This window comes from Blastomonas sp. RAC04 (assembly GCF_001713435.1).
In the GTDB taxonomy this organism is placed as follows: Bacteria; Pseudomonadota; Alphaproteobacteria; order Sphingomonadales; family Sphingomonadaceae; genus Blastomonas; species Blastomonas fulva.
Window position 1 is genome coordinate 2,057,161 of record NZ_CP016460.1, and the last position, 24,914, is coordinate 2,082,074.

Below are 24,914 nucleotides of genomic sequence, written 5' to 3' on the forward strand. Positions count from 1 at the left end.
TGCCTGCGCATGTCCACACCCCCTGTCCTATCCTATGAAGACCTTGGCCTGATCCAGGGCACCGGCTGGCTGTTCCGCGATATCAACCTGCATGTCGGCCCGCGCGACCGGCTGGCGCTGATCGGGCGCAACGGTGCAGGCAAGACCACGATGCTGCGGCTGATCGCGGGCGATATCGAGGCGGACCGCGGACGGCGCACCATCCAGCCGGGAATCCGCTGCGTGATGCTGGCGCAGGACCCCGACTTCAAGGGGTTCGCCACGCTGAACGACTGGGCACTTGCCGGAGAAGATGCCCCGCCCGCGCACGAGGTCGCCGCGATCGCCGACCAGATCGGTATCGATCTGTCGCGCGAGGCAGCGACCGCCAGCGGTGGCGAGCGCAGGCGCGCCGCGATCTGCCGCGCGCTCGCAAGCGAGCCCGATGTGCTGCTGCTCGACGAGCCGACCAACCATCTCGACCTTGCCGCGATCGACTGGCTGGAAAGCTGGCTCGGGCGCTTCAACGGCGCGTTCGTGGTCATCAGCCATGACCGCACATTCCTAGAACGGCTAACGAAGCAAACCCTGTGGCTCGATCGCGGCAATCTGCGACGCCAGGAGATCGGCTTTGGCGGATACGAGGCGTGGATGGAGCAGGTTTATGCCGAGGAGGCCCGCGCCGCCGACAAGATGGACGCCAAGCTCAAGATCGAGGCGCACTGGCTCGAGCGCGGGGTCACCGCCAGGCGCAAGCGCAACCAGGGGCGGCTCGCCAAGCTTTGGGAAATGCGCGCAGCCCGCGCCGCGATGCTGGGGCCGCAGGGCACCGCCAAGCTGAAAGCCGTGAGCGACGACAGCAAGACCAAGTCGGTGATCGTCGCCGACCGGGTGTTCAAGACGTTCGGCGAAGGTGAAGGCGCGCGCACGATCATCAAGGACTTTTCGCTCAGGGTGCAGCGTGGCGACCGCATCGGCATCGTCGGCGCGAACGGCGCGGGCAAGACCACATTGATTCGCCTGCTCACCGGCGAGCTCGCGCCCGACAGCGGCACGATCACCCTCGCCAAGACATTGGACGGCGTGATCATCGACCAGCAGCGCAGGCTGATGTCGCCCGAAAAGCGCGTGCGCGACGTGCTCGCCGAGGGCGGAGACTGGATCGACGTGCGCGGGGTGCGCAAGCACATCCAGGGCTATCTCAAGGAGTTCCTGTTCGACCCCGGACTGGTCGAGGCGCGCGTCGGCACCTTGTCGGGCGGCGAACGCTCGCGGCTGCTACTGGCGCGCGAGTTCGCCCGCGCCTCCAACCTGCTGGTGCTCGATGAGCCGACCAACGATCTCGATCTCGAAACGCTCGACCTGCTGCAGGAGGTCATCGCCGATTATGACGGCACGGTGCTGATCGTCAGCCATGACCGCGACTTTCTAGACCGCACCGTCACCGTGACGCTCGGGCTTGACGGCTCGGGCGTGGTCGATGTCGTTGCGGGCGGCTATGCCGACTGGGAAGCCAAGCGCAAGCAGCGCACCGCCGACTGGGTCAAGTCGAACCGCAGCAAGGCCGAGGCCGCCGCCGCGGCAGCTGCCGCGATCCCCAAGCCGGTCTCGCAGAAGGTCAAATTGAGCTACAAGGACCAGCGCGATTACGACACTCTGCCCGAAAGGATCGAGGCCATCGAGGCGGCCATCGCGCGCGATGAGGCCGCGCTCTCCGACCCGGAGTTGTATACCCGCGATCCCGCCAAGTTCGCCGCGCTGACCAAGGCGATCGAGAAGGCCCGCGAAGAGAAGGACGCCGCCGAAATGCGCTGGCTGGATCTGGCCGAGCAGGTCGAGGCGATGGGGTAACGCCACCGACTGTCGATCCGGTCCCTACCCGGTCCCCTGCGAAGGCAGGGGACTGAGCTAGTCTCTCAAGGCAGCCTGTAAAAATCCGCCAGCCGGTCGAGCGCCATGCGCAGCACCAGGCGGCCGGAGCGCACCGGCCAGCCCAGCGCCTTTTCGGCCACCGGCATCGCCTCGCCCGAGCAGATCACCCGCCAGGCGATGTCATTCAGGTCGCGGCCCAGCGCGGTGATTGCCGCATCGAAACGCTGGCGCGCCGCCGCCTGGCGTTCGGTCGGCTCAAGATGGTCGTCGCTGCCGCGATAGCCGCCGGATCGCGGTGCGGCATCCCAGCGCATGGTGATAGACGGGGCCAGATTCGCCCGCTCCCAATCGGCGCGCAGTTTCTCGCCTGCCTCGAACTGCCGCTCGTCGATCAGCCCGCGCGCGAGCAGCCAGCCCAGCGGCGATTCAGCCAGGTTCACCGTCACCGATCGCGCAGGCCGCGCGCTTCGGTTTGCGCGCGCCACCGTCTCGCCCTCGATCGCGCGCTCCGTCAACAACCGCCCGGCCACCTGCCGGACAGCACCAAACCCTTCCGCCTTTGCCATCACCACCATCCATATCGGTTCGTTTATGCCGATATCGTCTTGCCATGGCGGTTGGATTGTAGGAAAGTTGTTTTCCAATCCGGTTCGAGAGGATGCTCCATGATCAACCGTATCCGCGATGTCCGACGCGCCCGCCGCATGACGCTGGACGATGTCGCCCGGCGCTGCGATCCGCCGACCACCGCGCAGACCATCGGGCGGCTGGAGACCGGGACACGCACCCTGTCGCTCGACTGGCTCAACCGCATCGCCGCAGCGCTCGAGGTCGACAGCAGCGCGCTGGTGAGCACCGAAACCACCGCCGAGCTGGCGGTCGTCGCGCTGCTCGGAGCCGATGGCGCGCATGCGCTCAGCCGCCCGGAAACCGCCGTTCCGCCGATCCCGAACGACCAGATGGTGGCGATGCGGGTGATCGGCAGCCTGGGCGAGTATCGCAGCGGCGACACGCTGTGGCTGCGGCGGATCGGTGCGGACGGTATCGGCTCGGCGCTCAACCGCGACGTATTGGTGCCCCGCCCCGCCGGTCGCTTCGTCTTCGGCCGGCTGATCGCGCGCGATGGCGAGCGTATCCAGATTCTGCCGCCGGGCGCAGGCTCCCGCCAGCAGGTGGTGAGCAATCCGCCGTGGCTGGCCGTGGCAGAAACGTTAATCCGCGCGCTGTAGAAGCAACGGCGATATGCGCATCCTCACCCTCGCCACGCTGTTTCCCAATGCGGCCCGCCCCAATTTCGGGATCTTCGTCGAGCGCCAGACCGCGGCGCTGGCGGCACGCGCCGGCGTCGAGGTCACGGTGATCAGTCCACAGGCGGTGCCGCCCTGGCCGCTGTCGCGCCATTCGCGCTACCGCGCGATCGCCGCGCTGCCCGCGCACGAAAGCTGGCACGGGCTGGATGTCCATCGCCCCCGCTTTATGCATGTGCCAGGAATCGGCAGCCACTGGCAGCCGCAGCTGCTCGCCCGCGCGGTTCTGCCCTTGTTGCGCAGGCTACACCGCGAACAGCCGTTCGATCTGATCGATGCCGAATTCTTCTATCCCGATGGCCCCGCCGCGCGCATCATCGCGCAGGAATTGGGCCTGCCCTATTCGGTCAAGGCACGCGGTGCCGACATTCACCATTGGGGCAACGCTGCCAGAACGCGAGAGGCAGTGGTGCAGGCAGGGCGCGATGCCAATGGTCTGCTTACGGTATCGGCGGCGCTGAAGGCGGACATGGTCGCGCTGGGCATGCCCGCCGATCGCATCATGGTGCACTATACCGGCTGCGACCAACAGCGCTTTGCGCCCCAGGACGGAAGCGCTTTGCGCCAACAGCTGGGCATCACTGGCCCGATGCTGATTTCGGTGGGTGCCCTGATTCCGCGCAAACGCCAGAACCTGATCATCGAAGCGCTGCCGCTCATGCCCGATGCGAAGCTGGTTCTGGCTGGCGCGGGCGAGGCGGAGGCGGAGTTCCGCGCGCTTGCCGTGCGGCTGGGGGTCGACAGCCGCGTGACCTTCGCAGGGTCGCTTCCGCATGACGACCTGCCCCGCTGGATCGCGGCGGCCGATGTGATGGTGCTGCCGTCAAAGTCCGAGGGCCTCGCCAATGCCTGGGTCGAATCGCTCGCCTGCGGGACGCCCATCGTGATCTGCGACGCCGGCGGCGCGGCAGAGCTGCTCACCGATCCGGTCGCCGGGCTGATCGCAGACGCTCACCCTGCCGCGCTGGCCGATGCCATCGGCCGCGTGCTTGCTGCGCGTCCGGACCCGGCCGCAGTCCGCGCATGCGTTGCGCGGTTCAGCTGGGACCGCAATGCGGACGAGCTGCACCGGTATTTCGAGAGAATTCTGGCGGCCTAGGGCCGTTTGGCGCGATCGCGCAGCGTGCGGATGATGCGGTTGCAGATCGTCGGGCTCAGCGCCTCGGCAAAATGGCACCCGACCAGCTTGCCTTCGGCCCACACCACTTCGCCGACGATCGGATCGACGCCATCGATCAGCAGCGTGATCGGCGCGGGCAGCCGAAGCAGATAGTCGGATTCGAACCGGCATCCGGTGATCGAAAGGTTGGTGAGCGTGACACCGCAGCGGCGACGCCCCTGCTCGAGCAGGTCGGCGTCGATCTGCACATTGATGCGAATGGCGTAGCGGCGGTCGGTGGCCGCCTGGCCCACCCCGATCTGCTTGCCCATTGTCGCCGTCATAACCTGCCCCCGCTGAAGCGAAACCCTCGCGTGGTCCACGTCCGGCAGGGGCCGGAATGTGGCTACGCGATGTTAAGTCTTAACGGCAACACCCTAATCGTTAGTAAATGCCCGGCAGACGGGTCCGAACGCAAAAACGCCCGGCAACCCCATGAGGGTGCCGGGCGTCTTTTATAGCTTTTGCCTTTTCAGGCGAAGCTGCGCGTCTGCTTATTCAGCAGGAGCGGCGGGAGCGGCCGGAGCAGCTTCTGCGCCAGCAGCGGCACCGGCTTCGGCACCAGCTTCAGCGCCAGCTTCCATTCCGGCTTCCATGCCAGCTTCGGCGCCTTCAGCGGCCGGAGCTTCCATGGCTTCTTCAGCAGGAGCTTCAGTGGTTTCTTCAGCAGGAGCTTCAGCGGCTTCTTCCGGAGTGCAGGCTGCGAGAGCCAGAACGCTAGCGGCGGCGAAAACCGGGCTCAGCTTGATGATGGACTTCATGGTACTTTTCCCCTTCGTTGCGGAAACAAGAGCCCGCGTTGTATCGACACCCTTGGGACTCTGGCAAGACAAATTTCTTGCACTGGCGCAGGAAGGACACGCACATGGCCCGACCCCTATCCCCCGCACCCTTGGGAACCGTGCATATAGCCGAGTTACGAAACGCGGAAAAGAGGATAAAATACTGACACGCCAAGCGTCTTGTTCTGGAACCAGACGGGGCTGATACATCGACAGAGCGCCGCATCAATTCGCGCGATCGCCGCGTTTTGAGTTTCGCAAACCGCCAGTTTAACCGATCAAAGACAAGGGCTTGCACTAGGCTGCGCCCGCCACGACGCACTGTGCCGTCTGGCGGCGAAACCCACCCGCCGCCGTTGCAGCATCGGGCAGATCCCCCGTCGCGGCGCGCCTTGCCGGGACATGCACGCCGAATCGCCCACAGGGCAATCTGGCTTCAATGACCGGCACTTGCGGACAGGGCAGTTGACCGACAAACACCATCTGTGCGACCGGCCGGAAGCGCACCACTTCCGGTTCAGAAAGGCCTGTCCATGACATCCCGCACGATCAACGGCAAACCGGTCAACCCCATCGGCCTTGGCTGCATGTCGCTGAGCTGGGGCTATGGCGCCCTGCCCTCGCGCGACGTGGCGATCGCCCTGCTCAACCGGGCGCTGGATATCGGCTATGATCATCTCGACACCGCCAACATCTATGGTCTGGGCCATAACGAAACACTGATCGGCGAGGCGCTGAAGGGACGGCGCGGCGAGTTCTTCCTTGCGACCAAGATGGGTATCGTCATCGAGGGCGAGAAGCGCGGGATCGACTGCAGCCCGCAAAGCATCCGTCGCTGCATCGATGAATCGCTGACCCGGCTGCAGACCGACCATGTCGACCTTTATTATATGCACCGCCGCGACCGCAGCATTCCGATCGAGGAATCGGTTGGCGCGATGGCCGAGCTGGTGAAAGAGGGCAAGATCGGCAGCATCGGCCTGTCCGAGATGTCGGCCGACACCCTGCGCCGTGCGGCAGCGATCCACCCGATCGCTGCGATGCAGACCGAATATTCGCCGTGGACGCGCGAGCCCGAGATCGCCGTGCTCGATGCCTGCCGCGAACTGGGGACGACCTTCGTCGGCTTCTCGCCGGTGGCGCGCGGCGTGCTGGCAGGGGGCGTGCGCGATGTTGCCGCGCTGGCAGACAACGATCTGCGCCGCGCAATGCCGCGCTTCAACGACGAGAACTGGCCCGCGAACCTCGCCCTGGTCGATCAGTTCTGCGCGCTGGCGGCCGAACACGGGGTCACGCCTGCGCAGCTGTCTCTCGCCTGGGTGCTGTCGCGCGGCGAGCATATCGTCGCCATTCCCGGCACCGGATCGATCGCGCACATGGAAGAGAATTTCGCGCGGACCGACTGGACCATCCCCGCCGATGCCGCCGCGCGGATCGATGCGATGATCAACCAGCAGACCGTCGCCGGCCCACGCTATGGCGCAACCATGCAGCGGACGATCGATACCGAGATGTTTGGCTGAATGCCGCCCGATCGCCTTGATCGGCGCGGTGAGAAAATTGGTCGGGACGAGAGGATTCGAACCTCCGACCCCCACACCCCCAGTGTGATGCGCTACCAGGCTGCGCTACGTCCCGACCGTGCCATCGCCGCGCTGCGGCTGATGGGAAGCGCGCCTATATGGCGGTGCGACACGAATGGCAAGCCCGTCGTTCGCCCGCAACGCACAGGTCATCGCCAATTGCCATAAGCGGCCGATGATGATAGGCGCGCCCATCGCCGCGACCGGGTTTTTATGCCGCGTCGCTCTCCTGTGCTTTTTTCAGACATTCGGAATTTATCGACATGGACTCGACACTTTTGCTTGCATTGGCTGCGGCTGCTCCCGGTGGGGCTCCGGCCTGGACTCAGCTTTTGATGTTCGTGCCGCTGCTGCTGATCTTCTATTTCCTGATCATCCGGCCGCAACAGCGGCAGATGAAGGCGCACAAGGCCAAGATCGATGCGGTCAAGCGTGGCGATCAGGTCGTTACCGGCGGCGGTCTGGTCGGCAAGGTGACCAAGGTCGACGACATCTATGTCGAGCTGGATCTGGGCGGTGCCAAGGTGCGCGCGGTCAAGGCAACGCTGAGCGATGTCGTCCAGCCCGGCGGTGCGCCCGCCAACGATTGACCTATCGCCTTGCCGCAACTGAGCCACATGAATATATGGCGCGCACATCCGGTTCGCGTCCGCCTTGCCCGCCCCTGTGCGACGCATGACGCGGCACTGCCAAGGAAGCCTTGAGAATGCTTGATTTTCCGCGCTGGAAAACGATCTCGATCAGCCTGATGCTCGCTTTGGGCGTGCTGCTGGCGATCCCCAGCCTGCTGCCTGCCAGCATCTCGCCTTATTATCCATCGTTCCTTCCGCAGGAAAAGATCAATCTGGGGCTCGACCTTCAGGGTGGCAGCCACATCCTGCTGGAGGGCGACCCCAAGGATGTCGCGGCGCAGCGTCTGGAGAACATGGAAGAGACCGTGCGCACCGCCATGCGCGCCGCCAAGCCGCGGATCGGCATCGGCGATATCTCGCGTGAAGGCGGCAAGCTTTCGTTCCTGGTGCGCGACGTATCGCAGGTCGATGCCGCGCGCGAGGCAATCCTGCCGATGACCACGGGTGCGGGCCTGACCGGCCAGCGCGACTGGGACATTGAGGTGCGCGACACCAGCCGCATCGTGCTGACCCCGACCGAAGCGGGCCTGACCGAGGCGCTCGACCAGGCGATGGAAACCGCGACCGAAGTGGTGCGCAAGCGCATCGACGAACTGGGCACGCGCGAGCCGACCATCATCCGCCAGGGCGACAACCGCATCGTCGTCCAGGTACCGGGCCTCGAAGATCCCGAAGCGCTCAAGGAACTGCTCGGCCAGACCGCCGAGCTCGAATTCAAGTTGGTCGACCAGAACGCCAGCCCCGAAGACATCGCCGCAGGCCGCGCCCCGGTGGGCAGCGAGGTCGTCCCCTACCCCAGCAACCCGGCCGGCGGCACGCCGATCGCGGTGCGCCGTCTGGGCGGTATCCGTGGCGACAAGCTGACCAACGCGCAGGCGAGCTTCGACCAGCAGACCAACGAACCCGTCGTGTCGATCACCTTCGACCGCGAGGGTGGATCGCGCTTTGCTCGGCTGACGCAGGAAAACGTCAACAAGCCTTTCGCGATCATCCTAGACGGCGAAGTGCTGTCCGCTCCCAACATCAACGAACCGATCCTGGGCGGCTCCGCCCAGATCTCCGGCAGCTTCACCACCGAAAGTGCCAACCAGCTGGCGATCGCGCTGCGCTCGGGCGCACTGCCGGTCGAACTCAAGGTGGTCGAGGAGCGCTCGGTCGGTCCTGATCTCGGCACCGAATCGGTGCAGCTCGGCCTGCTCGCAGGCGGCATCGCGACGATCGCGGTGCTGGTGCTGATGGCGGCGACCTATGGCCGCTTCGGCCTCTATGCCAACATCGCGCTGATCCTGAACATTTTCCTGATCCTGGGAATCATGGCGCTGATGAACGCGACACTCACGCTGCCGGGGATCGCGGGCTTCGTGCTCACTATCGGCGCGGCGGTCGACGCCAACGTGCTCATCAACGAACGCATTCGAGAAGAGCGAAAGGCGGGCCGGCGTATCGTCCAGGCTATCGAGGTCGGCTATACCGAAGCCTCGCGCGCGATTTTCGACGCCAACATCACCAACGTGATTGCCGCCGTGCTTTTGTTCCTGTTCGGCTCCGGCCCGGTGCGCGGCTTTGCCGTGGTGCTGATGATCGGCATCCTCACATCGGTGTGGACTGCGGTGTACGTCACCCGCATGTTCGTCGCCATCTGGCTCAAGCGCGCGCGTCCGCGCGAGCTGGTCATTTAAGGAAGGCTTGACCCCATGAAGCTCCTCAAGCTCGTTCCCGACGATACCAACATCCGCTTCCTGCGCTGGCGCAAGCTGGCGATGACGATCAGCCTGCTGTCGATCATCGCATCGCTCGTGCTGGTCGGGGTGCGCGGCCTCAATCTGGGCGTCGATTTCGTCGGCGGCCAGATGATCCAGGTGACCTTCGACAAGGTGGCCGAAGCCCCCGTGTCCGATCTGCGCGAAGACATCGAGGCGCTCAACCTCGGCGAATCGACGATCCAGCGCTTCGGCCAGCCCAACCAGGTTTCGGTCCGCATGCGGCTCGCCGGCGACAATGTCGACGAGGTCAATGCCGTCACCAGCCGCGTGACGCAGATGATCACCAAGGAATATGCAGCGCAGGGCGCGCGCATCGACGGGGTGGATTCCGTATCGGGCAAGGTGTCCGAAGAGCTCCTGACGACCGGCGTATATTCGCTGGTGTTCGCGATGCTCGCGATTGCAGTCTACATCTGGTTCCGGTTCGAATGGCAGTTCGGGCTCGCCGCGCTGTTCGCGCTGTTCCACGACGTGGTGCTGACCTTCGGCTTCTTCGCGCTGACCCAGCTCGAGTTCAACCTCAACATCGTCGCCGCGCTGCTGACCATCATCGGCTATTCGCTCAACGATACGATCGTGGTGTTCGACCGCGTGCGCGAGAACCTGCGCAAGTACCGCAAGATGGACATGATCGCGCTGCTCGACCTGTCGACCAACGAGACGCTGGCCCGCACCGTGATGACATCGCTGACCATGCTGGTCGCTTTGCTCGTGCTGCTGCTGATTGGCCCGGGCGTGATCTTCGGCTTTACCGCCGCGATGACCCTGGGGCTGTTCGTCGGCGCCTATTCGTCGGTGTACATGGCCAACCCGATCCTGGTGTGGCTGGGCGTGGGCGCGCACAGCTTCATCCCTCAGATGACTGATGCCGACAAGGCCGCAGCCAAGCTGAAAGAGGGCGTCGGGGGCGCCCAGCCCTGATCGGCAGCGCTTACCATGGCTGAATTCAACCAGGACCCGCGCGCGTCCGGCCCGGTGATCACGGGCTTCACCGCGCACGGCTTCAAGCTCGACGGCGACAATCTGGGCCCGCGCCGGGTCGAATCTAGCCTGGTGCTGACCCCCGTCTCGGCGATGCCTTGGGATGCGCCAGCGATCGACGCGCTCGGCATCGCGGCGATGGACCAGGTGCTGGCGATGGACCCGCCGCCCGAATTCATGCTGCTGGGGACCGGCCCGGCGCTCGCCCACCCTCCCCGCGCCTTCATCCGCGCGATGGAAGAACGCGGCATCGGCGTGGAGGCGATGGACAGCCGCGCCGCCGCGCGCGCCTGGGGCATCCTGCGATCCGAAGACCGCTGGATCGCCGCTGCCATCATGGCGATCTGATCAGCCTCTCGGCCGCTCGTTCAGGCTCGTGATCATGTCCGCCATGGCGCGGAACTGCTCGATCGTGCGCGCCAGCAGTTCGCGATCGCGGCGCGGATCGAGCGAGCCGCTTTCGAACAGATCGTCGCTTTCCATCGTCACGATGACATCGCCCTTGTGAAACAGCGCCTTGAGCTTCTTGCCCTCGAACTTTTCCTCAAGCGCGATCAGGCGTTCGCAATAAGCCGGGTGCACCAGATACCGCGCTTCCACCGCATCGCTGCCATAAACATCGAACGCCTTTTCGAAGCGCGGGTCGACCATCTTTACCCGTTCCAGCCTGATGCCGTCCTTGGTCTGGCTGTCGCCGAACAGGGCGAGCCTCATCCGCTGCCGCTCGATCAGGGTGGCACCGTGAAAGTCGCGCGCGAAATGCATCTTCAGGATGACGCCGCTGAACACGGTGACATCGCGCGCATTCTTGCCCGACCCGCGCCGCTCGATCAGCGTGGCCTCGTAAAGGTTGAAACGCGTGCCCCCCAGATCGCCTTGCCACAGATCCTGGCAGGTCTTGCGGGTATAGGATGGCAGCAGATCGAACCTGCAGGCGAGCTCGAATTCCTCTCCAAACGAAGCTGCGGCGGAATAGGAAATGCCCAGCGTGCGGGCCAGTGTGGTGTTCATCTGTGTCTTGAGGCTAGTGACCACCGCCTGGCGGATCATCGCCCCCTTGCCGGCGCAGATCGCCATGATCGCCATGCCTACAAGCGCGAACAGCTGACCCAGAAAGCCTTCGATCGCCAGCCCCAGCAGGAACGGCAGGCCGATGACGGCCCCTGCGATCCACCATTTCGCTGCCCGGCTCTTGGCATCCTTGCGTGCCTGATCCTGCCCGGCGAGCCACGTTCCCAGGTCACCTGCCATCAACGTATCGACATCGGGCACTGTGATCATCGGCATTCCCCCCGGCGCGCGCGCATGATAGCTCTAGGGCTCGCAATGGGGGATTGTCTATGGAATGGATCATAGCTGGTGTCGTCGTCGTGCTGTTGCTGGCGGTTGTGCTGATCTACAACCGGCTGGTCGCGCTGCGCGCCAATTGCCGCCAGGGCTGGGCTGATATCGATGCGGGGCTGCGCCAGCGGCACGACCTGATCCCCAATCTGGTGAATACCGTGCAGGGCTATGCCGCGCATGAAAAGAGCGCGCTCGAGGCGGTGATCGCTGCGCGCGGCAATGCGCTGGCAGCGCGCGGCCCGAGCGAGGCACAAGGCGCCGAGATGGCGCTGGGCGGCGCGCTCAAGAACCTGTTCGCGCTGGCCGAAGCGTATCCCGACCTCAAGGCAAACACCAATTTCCAGACGCTTCAGCACGAGCTCGCCGATGTCGAGGACAAGCTCGCCGCCGCGCGCCGCGCCTATAATGCCGCCAGTGCGGATTATAACGCGGGGATCGAATCCTTCCCGGCGGTGCTGTTCGCAGGCGTTCTGGGCTTCAAGCCGCAGAACTTCTGGGAGCTGGGTAATGACGAGCGGGCGACACTGGGCAACGCGCCGAAGGTTTCATTCTGAGCCTTGGTGGCACTTTGCCCTGTCAATATAGTAATTCGGCTATCCCTGCTCGGCTGGGACATCACAAATCTGCAAGGTTAATGTAGTTTAATTTTGCTGCGTGGCCCTATCGTCTATCCTCTGCTGCAACTGGACGTATCCAGACAGCGGGGGCAGATGCGATGACACGGGGCAAGACAGCTTTATTCGCGTGCGCCTTGGGCGCGATGCTGGTGACGGGGTGCACCAGCCTGCGTTCGGCGCAACAGCCGGTTGTCTCCACGCAGGACATTCTCGCCAGTCTCAAACCTTATAGCTGGCCAGATGCGATCGCAGCCTATCACAGCGCCGACGCTCGCGATCGCGGTGGACTCACCCAGCGTCAATATCGCGATCTGGTCATCACGCTCTACATGAATGCCATCGATGCCCAATATGCCGACTTCCAGACCAGCGCAGATCCCGAAAGTCGCACCAGTGCGATAGGCTTCGACCTGGCGCTTCTGGGACTGACCGGAGTTGCGTCTGTGGCAGAGGCGGACGAGGTCGGACCGCTTGCCGCTGCCATTGCTGCGTTCACTGGCGCCCGCAGCAGCTTCGACAAGAACCTGTTCTTCAACCAGTCGCTGCCTGCGATGTTCGCGGCGATGGAAGAGGAGCGCGCAAAGCGGCGGCTGGTGCTCGTTCAGGCGATGCAGCGCGACGTGGAAAGCTATCCGTTGCCTCTGGCGATCGGAGACATCGCAGCCTTGCAGCGCGCAGGTTCATTCGCGCTGGCGATTTCCAAGATCACCAGGCAGGCCGTGACCAACAAGAACGATGCCGAACTGCGCCTCGACAAGGCGACCTCCGGATGCGACGTCGTCGAGGACGTGCAGGCATCGACCCGGGAGTTGCGCGCCATCCTCGTCGCGACGCGAAATAGCGATCCAGCGATCGCGACCGACAATCGCGACCTGCTCGCCGCTCAATTCAACCTGCCTGACGGCCTGTCCGAAATCGAATTGCGCGATCAGATCGGAGCAAAACTCAACAGCGACTACTGCAAGACGGCAGATCGGGCCGCGAAGGTCGCCAACGTGAAATCGCAGCTGCGCATACCTTGACGACAGGAGATGGAACCATGGCAACAGATCTCAAATATCATTCGCGCCACTCGCTCGGCCAGGTCGAGCTTGCCATGCGCAACGACGAGCAATGGTGGGGTGCGCTGACCGCATTGGAGGTGATCGACAATTACACGCTGGCGACACTGGGGGACGAGCCACCGGCCATCGATTCGCTCGTTCTGCTGCCGATGATCGGTGATACCGTTCCGCCGGCTCCGGGTGGAGCCGAGTTGATCACCACGGGCGAGGCAGTCATCAGCGGCGAACCGATGAAACTTGCCGCGTTCCGGCGGGGCTGACGCTTCGATCTGCTTGCCGCGTCGGCACAAGGCCCCCCCTGCCCTTTACACCAGCGCCTTCCAGATGCTGAACGCGCTGGTCAGCGTCAGTACGGCGCCGACCATGAAGAGCAGGATGCGCGGGCGCACGTTCTTTGCGAGGATCGCGCCGAACGGGGCGGCAAGCACGCCGCCGATCAGCAGGCCGATGGTTGCCTTGGTGAACGCCTCGAAGCCCAGGGTCAGGATGAAGGTCAGCGAGATCGAGACGGTGAGGAAGAACTCGGACGCGCTCACCGTGCCGATGGTCTTGCGCGGTTCGCTGCCCTGGATCAGCAGGTTGGACGTGACCACCGGCCCCCAGCCGCCGCCGCCTGCCGCATCGAGGAATCCGCCCGCCAGCCCCAGCGGCGCGACGACTCTGGGGTCGTCGAACTTGTGCGGAGGAAAGCGCCAGGCGCGATAGAGCAGCATCGCGCCGATGATCGCGAGATACGCCATCACCAGCGGCCGGGCGAGGCCCGCATTGATATTCGACAGCACATAAGCCCCCAGCACCCCGCCGATGACACCGGGCACCACCAGCCTGGCAAACAGCGACCAATCGATGTTGCGGTGCCAGGCGTGGCTGAGCCCCGACGCGCCGGTGGTGAACACCTCGGCCAGATGCACGCCTGCCGAGGCTTGCGCAGGCGGCACTCCCAGCACCGAGACCAGCAGCGTGCTGGAGATGACGCCGAACGCCATTCCCAATGCACCATCCACCATCTGCGCGGCAAAACCCGCCAGGATGAAAGGCCAGATATCGGCGGGATTCAGTATTCCAAGGTCCGGCACATGCGGTCCCTTTCATGGCATGAGGGCCGCAGGTTCAGGAGAAACGCTGGCGTTCGGTGACATCCATCTGGACGAGCCTGCCGTCATGGACGGTCAGGGTGACCGCGCCGAACCGCAGCCTGGAAATGGTGTCGGCAATGGCCGAAAGCGGGATCGGGGATCGAACCGGCTCGGCGGCGCCTGTGGGACTGGAAGGAGGCATGAGGCAAAACTCCTGTAACGTCTGGTGCGGACCGGCTGCATGCAGCATGGCCCGCAGCCACAGGGTTATTCTCTACCAATTCAGTTGCCAAGATAGAAAAACTATCGGCCTTCTCTATGACCCTGCCTCTGCCCGGAGGTGGTCAGCCGATCCGCGCAAAGCCTGCCGCGCCGTGCGGGACGCGCGCTCCGGCGTCTGCGGCAGCAGACTCCGATAGGACCGGTGCATTCAACGCCCGGTGCAGCGCCGCCGACGGATCGTCATGCCCGCCCATCATCGCCTCCATTGTCCGCACGCACAGCCCGACCGTTTCGTCCGCGAGCGAATAATGGACCTGCTTGGCCTCGCGGCGGGTGCGGACCAGTTCGGTGCGGCGCAATTCGGCAAGCTGCTGGCTGAGCGCGGGCTGGCCGATGCCGGTAGCCGCATCTATCTGGCCCACGGTCTTCTCGCCTTCGAGCAGGCACGACAGGATCATCAGCCGCTGCGGCTGGGCATAGGCGCGCAACTTCTCGGTCATCGCCTCGGCCCGCGCGCGGCTCTGGTAGATCGCGGTCATGATGCCGGCACCGTGCGGCAGAACCAGTCGGCGGCGCTGCCATCGGGCATCGCTTCAGGGTCGGGCGCATGCAGCAAGTCATCGCCCGGACGCCAGCCTTCGGGAGTCATCACAATGCCATCGTCGGCGCGCTGCAGGGCGGCCACCAGCCGCAGCATCTCTGCCACCGATCGGCCGACATTGTGCGGGTACACCGTGATCGCGCGGACCACCCCTTCGGGATCGATCACATAGCTGCACCGCATCGCCGCGCTGCTCTGGGCGGTATCATCGATCATGCCATAAGCCCGGCCGATCGCCATCGAAGGATCTTCGACCACGGGAAAGCTGATCGCGACACCGAAGCTTTGCTGGATCGCGCGCAGCCAGGCGTGGTGCGCATAGAGGCTGTCGACCGACAGCCCCAGCAGCGCGCAGTTCATGGCCCTGAACTGGTCCGCCGCGCGCTCGATGCCGATGAATTCCGTGGTGCAGACCGGTGTGAAATCCGCCGGGTGCGAAAAGAACAGCAGCCACTGGCCGCGATAATCGCGCAGCGCCCTTTCACCCTGGGTCGTTCGGGCAGTGAAATCCGGCGCGAGATCGCCAATGTGGACCGCGCGAGCGGGAATCTGGGACAGGGTCATGCGTTCGCCATCTCACATTTGCAGGGGCCGGATCAATTGGCTTGACGATGCGACATTACTCACTTACATATTTCATGTAAATATGAATTTGAAGAGGATTCCCCATGTCCGACTCCGCCCTCGCCACCGCCACCGCACAGATTGCCGCCGCCCAGGCCGGCGTGCCGGTGATCAAGGCCTTTTTCGACAAGGACACCAACACCGTGTCCTATGTCGTCCACGATCCCGAGTCCCTGCGCGGGGCAGTGATAGACAGCGTGCTGGACTATGACCCCGCCTCGGGTCGCACCTCCTTCTCCTCGGCAGACGCGATCCTCGCCTATGTCGGAGAGAAGGAGCTTGCGATCGACTGGATGCTCGAGACGCACGCGCATGCCGACCATCTGTCTGCCGCGCCCTATCTGCAGCAGAAACTGGGAGGAAAGATCGCCATCGGCGCATCGATCACGCTGGTGCAGAACGTCTTTGGCAAGCTGTTCAACGCCGGCACCGAATTCGAGCGCGACGGCAGCGATTTCGATGCGCTGTTCCACGATGGCGATCACTTCAAGATCGGCAATCTGGACGTGACCGTGCTGCATGTTCCCGGCCATACACCCGCGGACATCGCCTATGTCATCGGCGATGCGGCGTTCGTCGGCGATACCATGTTCATGCCCGATTACGGCACCGCACGCTGCGATTTTCCCGGCGGCGATGCGCGCACGCTGTTTCGCTCGCTGCGCCGGATTCTCGAGCTTCCCGCCGATACCCGGCTGTTCATGTGCCACGACTATCTGCCCGAAGGCCGCGACCATTTCGTGTGGGAGACGACCGTGGCCGAGCAGCGCGCGCACAATGTCCACGCGCATGACGGCATCACCGAGGATGGGTTCGTCGCGATGCGCGAAGCGCGCGATGCGACACTCGACATGCCGCGGCTCATTTTGCCTTCGGTGCAGGTCAACATGCGCGCAGGGCATCTGCCCGAGCCCGAAGACAACGGCGTGCGCTACCTCAAGATTCCGCTCAACGCGCTGTGACCGGAACGGGCATGATGCTTCCGGGCTTTCCCGATGCGATGCCGCTGCAGGGGCTTGCGGGCGGGCTGATGATCGGCCTGTCCGCCGCGATCATGCTGCTGGCGCTGGGCCGGATCGCGGGCGTCAGCGGGCTTGCCGCGCGCGCCACGGGGATTTCGGCTGGCGGCGCACCGCGCAGCATCGCGATCGCGTTCATCATCGGCCTGCCCCTGGGCGCGCTGCTGGTGAGCACGATGCTGGGCGGCGTGGAGACAACATTCCCCACCAGCCCGTGGCCGCTGCTGATCGGCGGACTGCTGGTCGGCTTCGGCACCCGGCTGGGGTCGGGTTGCACCAGCGGTCATGGGGTGTGCGGCATGTCGCGCCTGTCGCCGCGATCGATCTTTGCGACCGCGATGTTCATGGCCAGCGGCTTTGCCACCGTCGCCCTGCTGCGCGTGGGAGGATGGCTGTGAAACAGACCGCAATCGCGCTGGCCGCAGGGCTGATCTTCGGTGCGGGGCTGGCCGTCTCGGGCATGGCCGATCCGCAGCGGGTTCAGGCGTTCCTTGATCTGTTCGGCGCCTGGGACCCGACGCTCGCCTTTGTGATGGGCGGGGCGATGATCCCGATGGCGATCGCTTGGGCGGTCCAGCGGCGGATGGCCGCACCGGTCGCGGCCAGCCGCTTCGATCTGCCCGGCACCAACAAAATCGACCCCAGGCTGGCGATCGGCGCGCTGATCTTCGGCGCGGGCTGGGGGATCGGCGGGCTGTGCCCCGGCCCTGCCATCGCAGACCTTGCCATCGCCCCTGCGCCCGCCGCGATGTTCATCGCCGCAATGCTGGCGGGCATGGCGGTGCACAGGTTCGCGATACGATAACGACACTCCGCCAGCGTGCGGGACGGGAGAGCAGCATGCCGATCACCACCCAGACCACCTCGCCCGCACCCTTGGTGCCTGCGGCAGCCAGAACCTTCGACGTCGTGATCGTCGGCGGCGGCAGCGCGGGCATCGCGACTGCCGCCAGCCTGCTCAAACGCAACTCCCGGCTCGACATCGCGATCATCGAGCCCTCCGAGGTGCACTATTACCAGCCCGGCTGGACGATGGTCGGCGGCGGCATCTTCGATGCGCAGGTGACACGCCGCTCGCAGGCCTCGGTGATGCCAGATGGCGTCAAATGGATCCGCGCGTCGGCTAGCGGCTTTGCGCCGCAGGACAACCGCGTGATCCTGGCAGACGGTAGCGATGTGCACTATCGCGTGCTGGTCGCGTGCCCCGGCATCAAGCTCGACTGGGATGCGATCCCCGGGCTGCGCGATGCGCTCGGCCATCATGGCGTGACCTCGAACTACGGCTATGATCTTGCGCCCTATACTCGCCAGCTCGTCGACGCGCTGCGCGGCGGCCGTGCGCTGTTCACCCAGCCGCCGATGCCGATCAAGTGCGCGGGCGCGCCGCAAAAGGCGATGTACCTCTCCTGCACCCGCTGGGATAAATCGGGCGTGCTGCCCAGCATCGACGTACAGTTCCACACCGCAGGCGCGGTGCTGTTCGGTGTTCCCGCCTATGTTCCTGCGCTGATGGAGTATGTGCAGCGCTACGACGCGCATCTGAATTTCGAATCGAAGCTGGTCGCGGTCGATGGCCCCGGCAGGTTTGCGACCTTCGAACAGAAGCGGGGCGACGCGGTGACCCGGGTGGAAGAGCATTTCGACATGATCCATGTCGTGCCGCCGCAGACCGCACCCGACTTCGTGCGGTCGAGCCCGCTGGCTGCCGCATCGGGGTTCATCGATGTCGACGAGGCGACGCTGCGCCACACTCATTATCCCAATGTCTTCGCGCTGGGCGATGCGTGCTCGGCCTCCAACGCCAAGACCATGGCCGCCGCGCGCAAGCAGGCGCCGGTGGTCGCGGTCAATGTGCTCGCCGCCTTGCAGGGCAAGCCTCCGGTCGCCGAATATGACGGCTATGGCAGCTGCCCGCTGACCGTGGAATCGGGCAAGATCGTGCTCGCCGAGTTCGGCTATGGCGGCAAGTTGCTGCCAAGCTTCCCCACGTGGCTGATCGATGGCACAAGGCCCTCGCGGCTGGCATGGCTGCTCAAGGACACCATCCTGCCGCCGGTCTATTGGCACGGGATGCTCAAAGGGCGTGAATGGATGGTCAAACCGCACATGATCGGCAACTGATCGATGCGCCCGGCCTCCTCCTTTGCCCGCTACCTGCCGGTACTCGACTGGGGCCGGGGCTATAACCGGACGATCCTGACCAACGATCTGGTTGCCGCCGCGATCGTCACCATCATGCTGATCCCGCAGAGCCTCGCTTACGCGATGCTCGCAGGCCTTCCGCCCGAGATCGGCCTGTATGCCTCGATTCTGCCGATCGTTGCCTATGCGCTGTTCGGCACCAGCCGAGCGCTGGCGGTGGGACCCGTGGCGGTGATCTCGCTGATGACGCTGACCGCTGCGAGCAGCATCGCGCCGCCGGGAAGCGCTGAGTTCATCGCGGCGGCCCTGGTGCTCGCCTTCCTGTCGGGCGCGATGCTGATCGTCATGGGCGTGCTGCGGCTGGGGTTCCTGGCCAATCTGCTGTCGCACCCGGTGGTCTCCGGCTTCATCACAGCCTCGGGACTGATCATCGCCACCAGCCAGCTCAAGTCGATCCTGGGCATCAAGGCCAGCGGCGAGGCGATGCCCGAGCTGGTCAGCACTTTGATCGCCAACCTTGCGAACACCAACCTGCCCACGCTGATCATCGGGGTTGTCTCCACGGCGTTCCTGTTCTGGGTGCGCAAGGGGTTGAAGCCGCTGCTCGTCAAGCTGGGGCTGAAATCCCGCACCGCGGACCTGACCGCCAAGGCGGGACCGATCGCTGCGGTTGCGGTGTCGACGCTCGCGGTGGTGCTGCTCGATCTCGAAGCGCAGGGCGTCAAGGTCGTCGGCCAGATCCCGCAGAGCCTGCCGCCGTTCACCGTGCCGCTGTTCGATACCGAACTTTGGCAGCGCCTTGCAATTCCCGCGCTGCTGCTCAGTGTCATCGGCTTTGTCGAAAGCGTCTCGGTCGCGCAGACACTGGCCGCCAAGAAGCGCCAGCGGATCAATCCCGACCAGGAACTGATCGGGCTGGGCGCGGCCAATGTCGCCGCCGCATTCACCGGTGGCTATCCGGTCACCGGCGGGTTCGCGCGCTCTGTGGTGAACTTCGATGCAGGTGCCGAGACCCCTGCAGCAGGCGCGTTCACCGCGATCGGCATTGCCATCGCCGCGCTGTTCCTGACCCCGTTCCTCGCCTCACTGCCGATCGCGACATTGGCCGCGACGATTATCGTTGCGGTGCTCAGCCTCGTCGACTTCAAGACGCCGCAGCATATCTGGCATTATTCCAAGCCCGATTTTGCCGCGATGGCCGCCACGGTGCTGGTGACGTTGCTGGCAGGGGTCGAGCCCGGCGTGATTGCGGGCGTGGGCCTCTCGCTGGCGCTGTTCCTGTGGCGGGCATCGCGCCCGCATGCCGCCATCGTCGGGCGGGTGCCGGAGACCGAGCACTTCCGCAACGTAAGGCGGCACCAGGTGCTCACCGATCCGCGCATCCTCACGATCCGCATCGACGAAAGCCTGACCTATCTCAACGCGCGCTGGCTCGAGGAATTCGTGCTCGAACAGGTGGCCGAACACCCGAAACTGCGGCACCTCATCCTGATGTGCTCTGCGGTCAATGCGATCGATGCATCGGCACTGGAAAGCATCGAGGCAATCAATCATCGTCTCGCCGACGCCGGGGTCAAGTTGCACCTGTCGGAGGTCAAGGGCCCGGTTATGGACGCTCTCGAGCGATCGCATCTGCTGCGCGACCTCACCGGCACGGTATGGCTGTCGCAGAACAAGGCGTTCGCCGCGCTGCTGGTGCTGGCTGACGACGAAGACGCACCTGCAACCAGCCACGACCCCTGGGCGGCCAGAGGGCTGATCTGACCCTTGGCGCATGAAAAACGGCGACAAACCTTTCGGTTTGTCGCCGTTCGTCGACCTTCGAAGGGGAAGGTTTACTGGTTGGGGGTTTCACCCGGAACTTCGCTCGGGGCGATTTCGCCATTGTCGTCGATCTGGTTGGCGCGTTCTTCGCCAGCATCTTCAACGGCATCGGCCTGCGCATCGAGAGCGTCTTCCTGCGCTTCGGTCGGGGCCTGGTCGGCCATGTCTTCGATCGTATCAGCTTCGGCTTCTGCCTGATCTTCGACCTGGTCGGCCTGTTCGCTCTGGCAAGCTGCCAGGCTGATGAGACCGATGCTGGCGATGCCGGTAAGAATCTGTTTACGCATAATTTGCTCCACTACCCTGTTTCATGCACGACGCATGACGGGATTTACGACCATCGTTGCAGATGGTTGCACGGGATGGCATTTTTTCTGTCCATCGTTTGCGCGCACCCCACCGCTGGGCGCAGTCAGCGCAAAGCTAGCCAAAGCGGATCAAAGCTGCTTTAGAGCATGACCAGGTTTGGGGTTGGAAACGCCACTTTGACATCAGTACCGCCGCCTCACGAGCCATCGCTTCCGGATTCCGTGTCCGGGACGGGACAGGCTGTGTCCGGTGCCGAACAGGGCGAACGCGCAGCCAAGGCCGATGGCGACATCGCCGCGTTGGCCAAGGGCGGGCGCACCAATTTCCTCGGCTTTCTGCTGCGGCTCGCCGCCCGCCTGCCGTTCCTGTTCATCGCCGGGCGGCTGTACGGCGCAGAATCGCTGGGCCGGTTTGCCTATGCCATTCTGGTGGTCGAATTCGCCGCGCAATTGGCCACCCTGGGCCTCAAGCGCGGGCTCGCAGCGCAACTGGCGCGCACATCGCGGCCGCATGCGCAGGTGGTAGCAGACGGGCTGCTGGTCAGCTTCATCGCCTCGGCCGCTGCAGTGATCCTGCTGATGCTGTTTCCCGAACTGATGTTCCCCAACAGCACCGCAGGCGAAATCGACCGGCTGCTGCCGCTGATCATCTTTGCCGTGGCGGGATCCGACATCGCTTTGGCGGCGCTGGCCTATCGCTTCGACATTGCCTCTGCGGTACGCGCCCGCTCGGTGATCGAGCCGTGGACGATCAGCATCACCGCGTGGATCTTCTTCTATTGGACGCCGCAGGACGGCCTGATCCTGTCATATATCGCATCGATGGCCGCGGCGTTCGTCGCCTCGATCTGGCCGATGCTGCGTAGCTATGGCCTGCCCTGGGGCTGGCGCCCCCAACCGATGAAGCTGGCCCGGATGGCGCGGCGCAATTCACCGCTGGCCGCCGCGGACGCCATCGAGTGGGGCAGCCGGCGGCTCGACCTTGCCGTGCTCGGGCTGTTCGCTTCGCCCGCAGTGGTGGGCATCTATTATATCGCACAACAGGTCGCCAGCCTGCCGCAGAAGCTCAAGACCAGCTTCGACCCGATCCTGGGCCCGGTGATCACGCGCAACCTGCAGGAAGGCAAGTTGACCGAGATCGCGCGGCAGGTCAGCCAGGTGGGGTTCTGGATCATCGCCGCGCAGACCGGCGTTGCGCTGGCGCTGGGGATTCCGGGAGAAGGCGTGATGGGGCTAGTCGGACCCAATTTCGTCGGTGGCACCGGGGCGCTGGCGTTTCTGCTGGCGGCAGAGGTCGTCGCCGCCACCGCAGCGGTGAGCGAAGCCGCATTGATCTACATCGCCCGGCACCGCAACCTGATGATCTCGCTGGCCATGCTGGCGCTGCAGGCGGTGCTCAGCGTCGCGCTGATCCTGACCGCGCAGGCAATGGGCCTACCCCCCCTGTTTCAGGCGGCAAGCGTCGCGCTAGCGCTCGCGCTGGCACTGGGCTTTGCCTCGATCGTCAAGGCGCGGCTGCTCTCCAAGCTTTTGGGCGCGCCGGTCAATGGCTGGCGCTGGGCTCTGGTATGGGCGGCGGCGGTCGCATCGCTGGTCGGCTGGGGCTTTACCAAGCTGCCCGAATGGGCCGAGCTTGCGATCGGCATCCCCGCCATTCTCGGCGTCTATGGCTGGATCATCTGGCGGCGCGGCTTCGGCCCGGAAGACCGCGAGCTGTTCCGCACCCGCAAGGCAAACACCCCCTGAAAGCCTCGCGGGGCATCGCATTGCGTCTGCCATAGACGTGCATCGGGCGAATTTTGCTTGCACGTGTTATGATATTTTGTATCACGCGAGCCTCGGAGGCGATCAGTGGGGGCCGCTTCTGCAAGCAGGATCGCACATCATGGCCAATCGCGTCATATCTTTCATGTCTGCCATCGCGGCAGGCACCGCAGCCATCACGACCCCGGCCCTGGCCGAGGACGATGCCGGATCAATCGTGGTCACCGGCCAGCGCCAGGCCTATCGCGGCGACTTCGCCTTGCGCGAAACGCCGCAGGCGATCACCCAGATCGACGCCGAGATCATCGACCAGAACGCGATTTTGCGGCTGGCGGATGTGCTCGACCTGTCGGCCTCGGTGGCACGGCAGAACAATTTCGGCGGGCTCTGGGATGCCTATGCGGTGCGCGGGTTTGCGGGCGACGAGAACCTTCCATCGGGATATCTGGTCAACGGCTTCAACGGCGGGCGCGGCTTTGGCGGCACCCGCGATGCGGCGGGAATCGAACGGGTCGAGGTGCTCAAGGGCCCCAACGCAGCGCTGTTCGGTCGCGGCGAGCCGGGTGGCACAGTCAACATCGTCACCAAAGTCGCCGATTTCGAGACCCGCGGCCAGATCACCGCGCTGGCGGGCAGCTTCGACCGCCGCCGAGCAGACAGCGACGTCAACATCGCGATCGGGGATGTCGCTGCGATCCGGCTGATCGGGTATTACGAAAATGCCGGAAGTTTCCGCGATACCGTGCGCAGCGAGCGCTTGGGCTTCCTGCCCTCGGTGCTGTTCAGGCTCGGCGAACGCACCTCCCTGACCTATGACCTCGAGCTGTCGCGGCAGGAGGCCGATTTTGATCGCGGCGTGCCCGCCATTCGCGGCGTGCTGGGGCTAGTTCCGCGCTCGCGTTTTCTGGGCGAGCCGGGCGATGGACCGGTCGACGCCGATGCGACCGGCCATCAGGTCCAGCTCCGCCACGAATTCTCGGATGACTGGAGCGTCATGCTGGGCGGCCAGTATCGAGACACCCGGCTGGAGGGCTTTTCCACCGAGGCCGAGCTGGTTGCCAGCCGCCAGCGACTGGGCCGCGATGGTCGATCCTTGTCACGCCAGCGCCGGTCGCGCCTGTATGAAGCCGAACATTTCGTACTGCGCGGCGAAGTGGCCGGCAAATTCGACACCGGCAGCCTGTCCCACCGGGTGCTGATCGGGGTGGATTATGACGAGTTCGACAATTCGCAGCTGTTCCTGCGTTTCCGCCCTGCCGTCATCGGTGCGACCACCACGGCGCAGGCCAGCAACGACATCGATATCTTCAACCCTGTTTACGGACGGTTCCCGCTGCCCAACCCCGGGCCGCAAACCAACCGGCTGGACCAGCAGCGCGCGGTCGGCGCCTATGTCCAAGACCAGATCACGCTGACGGATACGCTGCAGGTCCGCATTGGCGGACGTTTCGACGACATCACGGTGGAGACATTGAACCGCGCCAACAATGTCGCCGCCAGCCGCAGCTACAACCGGTTCAGTCCGCAGGCCGGCATCGTCTTCACCCCATCGGATGCGGTGTCGCTCTACGCCGCTTATGGCGAGGGCTTCCGCGCCAATCTGGGCGCGACAGCGGCGGGCACATTGTTCGACCCGGAGACATCGAAATCGGCCGAAGTCGGCGCGAAATTCGGGCTGCTGGACGGCACGCTGGAAGGCACGGTGTCGCTGTTCACCCTGTCCAAGTCCAACGTGCTGGCGGCAGACCCGGGCAATCCGGGGTTCTCGCTGCCCATCGGCAAGGCGCGCAGCCGCGGGCTTGAGGTGGACATTGCGGGCAAGCTTCCCGGCGATATCGATCTGTGGCTGTCCTATGCCTATGTCGATGCCGAGGCGCGCGCCAACGTCACCGATCTCAACTTCGGCCTGGCGATCCGCTCGGGCGACCGGCTGATCAACATTCCCCGCCACAGCGCCAACATCCAGCTGTCGCGCGGGTTCGACATCGGCACCACCCGGCTGAACGTTGGCGGAGGCGTGCAGTATGTCGGCAAGCGGCTGGGCGAGACCGCCACCACCTTCGAGCTGCCCGATTATGTGCTGACGCGGGTGTTTGCGAGCTGGAAGCTGCAGGAAAATCTCGAGGTAATTGCCAATGTCACCAACCTGTTCAATACCACTTACTACACCAACAGCTTTGCCCAATTGTGGGTCCAGCCGGGAAGCCCGCGCGCCGCATCGGTGGCCGTACGCGTGTCTTTTTGAGAAGGG

At 64.7% G+C, this 24,914-nt stretch carries 27 protein-coding genes and 1 tRNA gene; 18 read left to right on the forward strand and 10 right to left on the reverse strand.

All coding sequences use genetic code 11. From position 1 onward, the window contains the following. Positions 1–9: 9 nt before the first annotated feature. The gene (locus BSY18_RS10540) at positions 10–1,830 is read left to right on the forward strand and encodes an ABC-F family ATP-binding cassette domain-containing protein (RefSeq protein ID WP_069050562.1); all 1,821 of its coding nucleotides are present in this window, start codon (positions 10–12) and stop codon (positions 1,828–1,830) included. 65 nt (positions 1,831–1,895) lie between these two features. Here BSY18_RS10540 and BSY18_RS10545 read toward each other — a convergent pair whose 3' ends face one another. Next, positions 1,896–2,417 (reverse strand): DUF6456 domain-containing protein, encoded by a 522-nt coding sequence (locus BSY18_RS10545; protein ID WP_236823345.1) that lies wholly within the window; start codon positions 2,415–2,417, stop codon positions 1,896–1,898. Positions 2,418–2,516: 99 nt separating this feature from the next. Here BSY18_RS10545 and BSY18_RS10550 point away from each other — a divergent pair, with 99 nt between their 5' ends. Together BSY18_RS10550 and BSY18_RS10555 are read left to right on the forward strand one after the other, a co-directional pair. After that, positions 2,517–3,080, forward strand: coding sequence for a helix-turn-helix domain-containing protein (locus BSY18_RS10550; RefSeq protein WP_054134221.1), 564 nt, complete (start codon positions 2,517–2,519; stop codon positions 3,078–3,080). 13 nt (positions 3,081–3,093) lie between these two features. Beyond that, on the forward strand, positions 3,094–4,257 hold the full coding sequence (locus BSY18_RS10555; protein ID WP_069050563.1) for a glycosyltransferase: 1,164 nt from the start codon (positions 3,094–3,096) through the stop codon (positions 4,255–4,257). On the opposite strand, the gene BSY18_RS10560 is transcribed toward BSY18_RS10555, so the two are convergent. Next, positions 4,254–4,601, reverse strand: coding sequence for a PilZ domain-containing protein (locus BSY18_RS10560; protein ID WP_082382182.1), 348 nt, complete (start codon positions 4,599–4,601; stop codon positions 4,254–4,256). The two genes, BSY18_RS10555 and BSY18_RS10560, sit on opposite strands and share 4 nt — an antisense overlap. Before the next feature lie 210 nt (positions 4,602–4,811). Beyond that, positions 4,812–5,078 carry a hypothetical protein gene (locus tag BSY18_RS20645; RefSeq protein WP_150126258.1) on the reverse strand — a complete coding sequence of 89 codons (267 nt, stop codon included), beginning with the start codon at positions 5,076–5,078 and terminating at the stop codon, positions 4,812–4,814. A gap of 554 nt (positions 5,079–5,632) precedes the next feature. On the opposite strand from BSY18_RS20645, the gene BSY18_RS10565 reads away from it, so the two are divergent. Then, positions 5,633–6,622: an aldo/keto reductase gene (locus tag BSY18_RS10565; protein WP_069050564.1), complete on the forward strand. Its 990-nt coding sequence runs from the start codon at positions 5,633–5,635 to the stop codon at positions 6,620–6,622. Positions 6,623–6,660: 38 nt separating this feature from the next. On the opposite strand, the gene BSY18_RS10570 is transcribed toward BSY18_RS10565, so the two are convergent. Continuing rightward, positions 6,661–6,737: transfer RNA gene (locus BSY18_RS10570), tRNA-Pro, on the reverse strand. A gap of 208 nt (positions 6,738–6,945) precedes the next feature. On the opposite strand from BSY18_RS10570, the gene yajC reads away from it, so the two are divergent. From yajC to BSY18_RS10590, 4 genes are all read left to right on the forward strand, one after another. After that, a complete protein-coding gene (gene yajC / locus BSY18_RS10575) occupies positions 6,946–7,272 on the forward strand; it encodes a preprotein translocase subunit YajC (RefSeq protein WP_069050565.1) in 327 nt (108 codons plus the stop codon). A gap of 116 nt (positions 7,273–7,388) precedes the next feature. Then, the gene (gene secD / locus BSY18_RS10580) at positions 7,389–8,993 is read left to right on the forward strand and encodes a protein translocase subunit SecD (protein ID WP_069050566.1); all 1,605 of its coding nucleotides are present in this window, start codon (positions 7,389–7,391) and stop codon (positions 8,991–8,993) included. Between the two features lie 15 nt (positions 8,994–9,008). Beyond that, positions 9,009–9,998, forward strand: coding sequence for a protein translocase subunit SecF (secF, locus tag BSY18_RS10585; RefSeq protein WP_054134215.1), 990 nt, complete (start codon positions 9,009–9,011; stop codon positions 9,996–9,998). Positions 9,999–10,013: 15 nt separating this feature from the next. Then, positions 10,014–10,406, forward strand: a complete 393-nt coding sequence (locus BSY18_RS10590) for an Mth938-like domain-containing protein (protein WP_069050567.1) — start codon at positions 10,014–10,016, stop codon at positions 10,404–10,406. Here the strand turns inward: BSY18_RS10590 and BSY18_RS10595 are convergent, their stop codons facing one another. After that, positions 10,407–11,339, reverse strand: coding sequence for a DUF3137 domain-containing protein (locus tag BSY18_RS10595; RefSeq protein ID WP_171900213.1), 933 nt, complete (start codon positions 11,337–11,339; stop codon positions 10,407–10,409). It abuts the gene before it with no gap. 59 nt (positions 11,340–11,398) lie between these two features. On the opposite strand from BSY18_RS10595, the gene BSY18_RS10600 reads away from it, so the two are divergent. The 3 genes from BSY18_RS10600 (at position 11,399) to BSY18_RS10610 (ending at position 13,343) form a co-directional block, all read left to right on the forward strand. Then, positions 11,399–11,956, forward strand: coding sequence for a LemA family protein (locus BSY18_RS10600; protein ID WP_150126259.1), 558 nt, complete (start codon positions 11,399–11,401; stop codon positions 11,954–11,956). A gap of 161 nt (positions 11,957–12,117) precedes the next feature. After that, positions 12,118–13,041, forward strand: coding sequence for a hypothetical protein (locus BSY18_RS10605; RefSeq protein ID WP_150126260.1), 924 nt, complete (start codon positions 12,118–12,120; stop codon positions 13,039–13,041). A 17-nt stretch (positions 13,042–13,058) separates the two neighbouring features. Beyond that, positions 13,059–13,343 (forward strand): hypothetical protein, encoded by a 285-nt coding sequence (locus BSY18_RS10610; protein ID WP_069050571.1) that lies wholly within the window; start codon positions 13,059–13,061, stop codon positions 13,341–13,343. Between the two features lie 45 nt (positions 13,344–13,388). Here BSY18_RS10610 and BSY18_RS10615 read toward each other — a convergent pair whose 3' ends face one another. From BSY18_RS10615 to BSY18_RS10630, 4 genes are all read right to left on the reverse strand, one after another. After that, complete coding sequence (locus BSY18_RS10615; RefSeq protein WP_069050572.1) at positions 13,389–14,159, reverse strand: sulfite exporter TauE/SafE family protein; 771 nt, start codon at positions 14,157–14,159, stop codon at positions 13,389–13,391. A gap of 34 nt (positions 14,160–14,193) precedes the next feature. After that, positions 14,194–14,361 carry a YezD family protein gene (locus tag BSY18_RS10620; protein WP_082382201.1) on the reverse strand — a complete coding sequence of 56 codons (168 nt, stop codon included), beginning with the start codon at positions 14,359–14,361 and terminating at the stop codon, positions 14,194–14,196. A gap of 142 nt (positions 14,362–14,503) precedes the next feature. Then, on the reverse strand, positions 14,504–14,920 hold the full coding sequence (locus tag BSY18_RS10625; RefSeq protein WP_054134207.1) for an ArsR/SmtB family transcription factor: 417 nt from the start codon (positions 14,918–14,920) through the stop codon (positions 14,504–14,506). Next, on the reverse strand, positions 14,917–15,546 hold the full coding sequence (locus BSY18_RS10630) for a peroxiredoxin (RefSeq protein WP_069050573.1): 630 nt from the start codon (positions 15,544–15,546) through the stop codon (positions 14,917–14,919). Before BSY18_RS10630 ends, BSY18_RS10625 begins: the two co-directional genes overlap by 4 nt. Before the next feature lie 104 nt (positions 15,547–15,650). Here BSY18_RS10630 and BSY18_RS10635 point away from each other — a divergent pair, with 104 nt between their 5' ends. Genes BSY18_RS10635 through BSY18_RS10655 form a run of 5 tightly spaced genes read left to right on the forward strand, consistent with a single transcriptional unit; the run spans position 15,651 to position 20,531 of the window. Then, positions 15,651–16,568 carry an MBL fold metallo-hydrolase gene (locus BSY18_RS10635; protein ID WP_069050574.1) on the forward strand — a complete coding sequence of 306 codons (918 nt, stop codon included), beginning with the start codon at positions 15,651–15,653 and terminating at the stop codon, positions 16,566–16,568. Between the two features lie 11 nt (positions 16,569–16,579). After that, the gene (locus BSY18_RS10640) at positions 16,580–17,023 is read left to right on the forward strand and encodes a YeeE/YedE family protein (protein ID WP_069050575.1); all 444 of its coding nucleotides are present in this window, start codon (positions 16,580–16,582) and stop codon (positions 17,021–17,023) included. After that, positions 17,014–17,430 carry a DUF6691 family protein gene (locus tag BSY18_RS10645; RefSeq protein ID WP_171900214.1) on the forward strand — a complete coding sequence of 139 codons (417 nt, stop codon included), beginning with the start codon at positions 17,014–17,016 and terminating at the stop codon, positions 17,428–17,430. The genes BSY18_RS10640 and BSY18_RS10645 overlap by 10 nt, the downstream gene beginning before the upstream one ends. A gap of 35 nt (positions 17,431–17,465) precedes the next feature. Next, a complete protein-coding gene (locus BSY18_RS10650) occupies positions 17,466–18,746 on the forward strand; it encodes an NAD(P)/FAD-dependent oxidoreductase (protein WP_069050576.1) in 1,281 nt (426 codons plus the stop codon). A gap of 3 nt (positions 18,747–18,749) precedes the next feature. Continuing rightward, entirely contained in the window at positions 18,750–20,531 is a 1,782-nt protein-coding gene (locus BSY18_RS10655) for a SulP family inorganic anion transporter (RefSeq protein ID WP_069050577.1), read from the forward strand. A 71-nt stretch (positions 20,532–20,602) separates the two neighbouring features. Here the strand turns inward: BSY18_RS10655 and BSY18_RS10660 are convergent, their stop codons facing one another. Then, on the reverse strand, positions 20,603–20,878 hold the full coding sequence (locus BSY18_RS10660) for a hypothetical protein (RefSeq protein WP_069050578.1): 276 nt from the start codon (positions 20,876–20,878) through the stop codon (positions 20,603–20,605). A gap of 264 nt (positions 20,879–21,142) precedes the next feature. Between BSY18_RS10660 and BSY18_RS10665 the strand changes: the two genes are divergently transcribed. After that, positions 21,143–22,645, forward strand: coding sequence for a lipopolysaccharide biosynthesis protein (locus tag BSY18_RS10665; protein ID WP_054134200.1), 1,503 nt, complete (start codon positions 21,143–21,145; stop codon positions 22,643–22,645). Positions 22,646–22,784: 139 nt separating this feature from the next. Further along, positions 22,785–24,908 (forward strand): TonB-dependent siderophore receptor, encoded by a 2,124-nt coding sequence (locus BSY18_RS10670; RefSeq protein ID WP_236823347.1) that lies wholly within the window; start codon positions 22,785–22,787, stop codon positions 24,906–24,908. Positions 24,909–24,914: the final 6 nt, after the last annotated feature.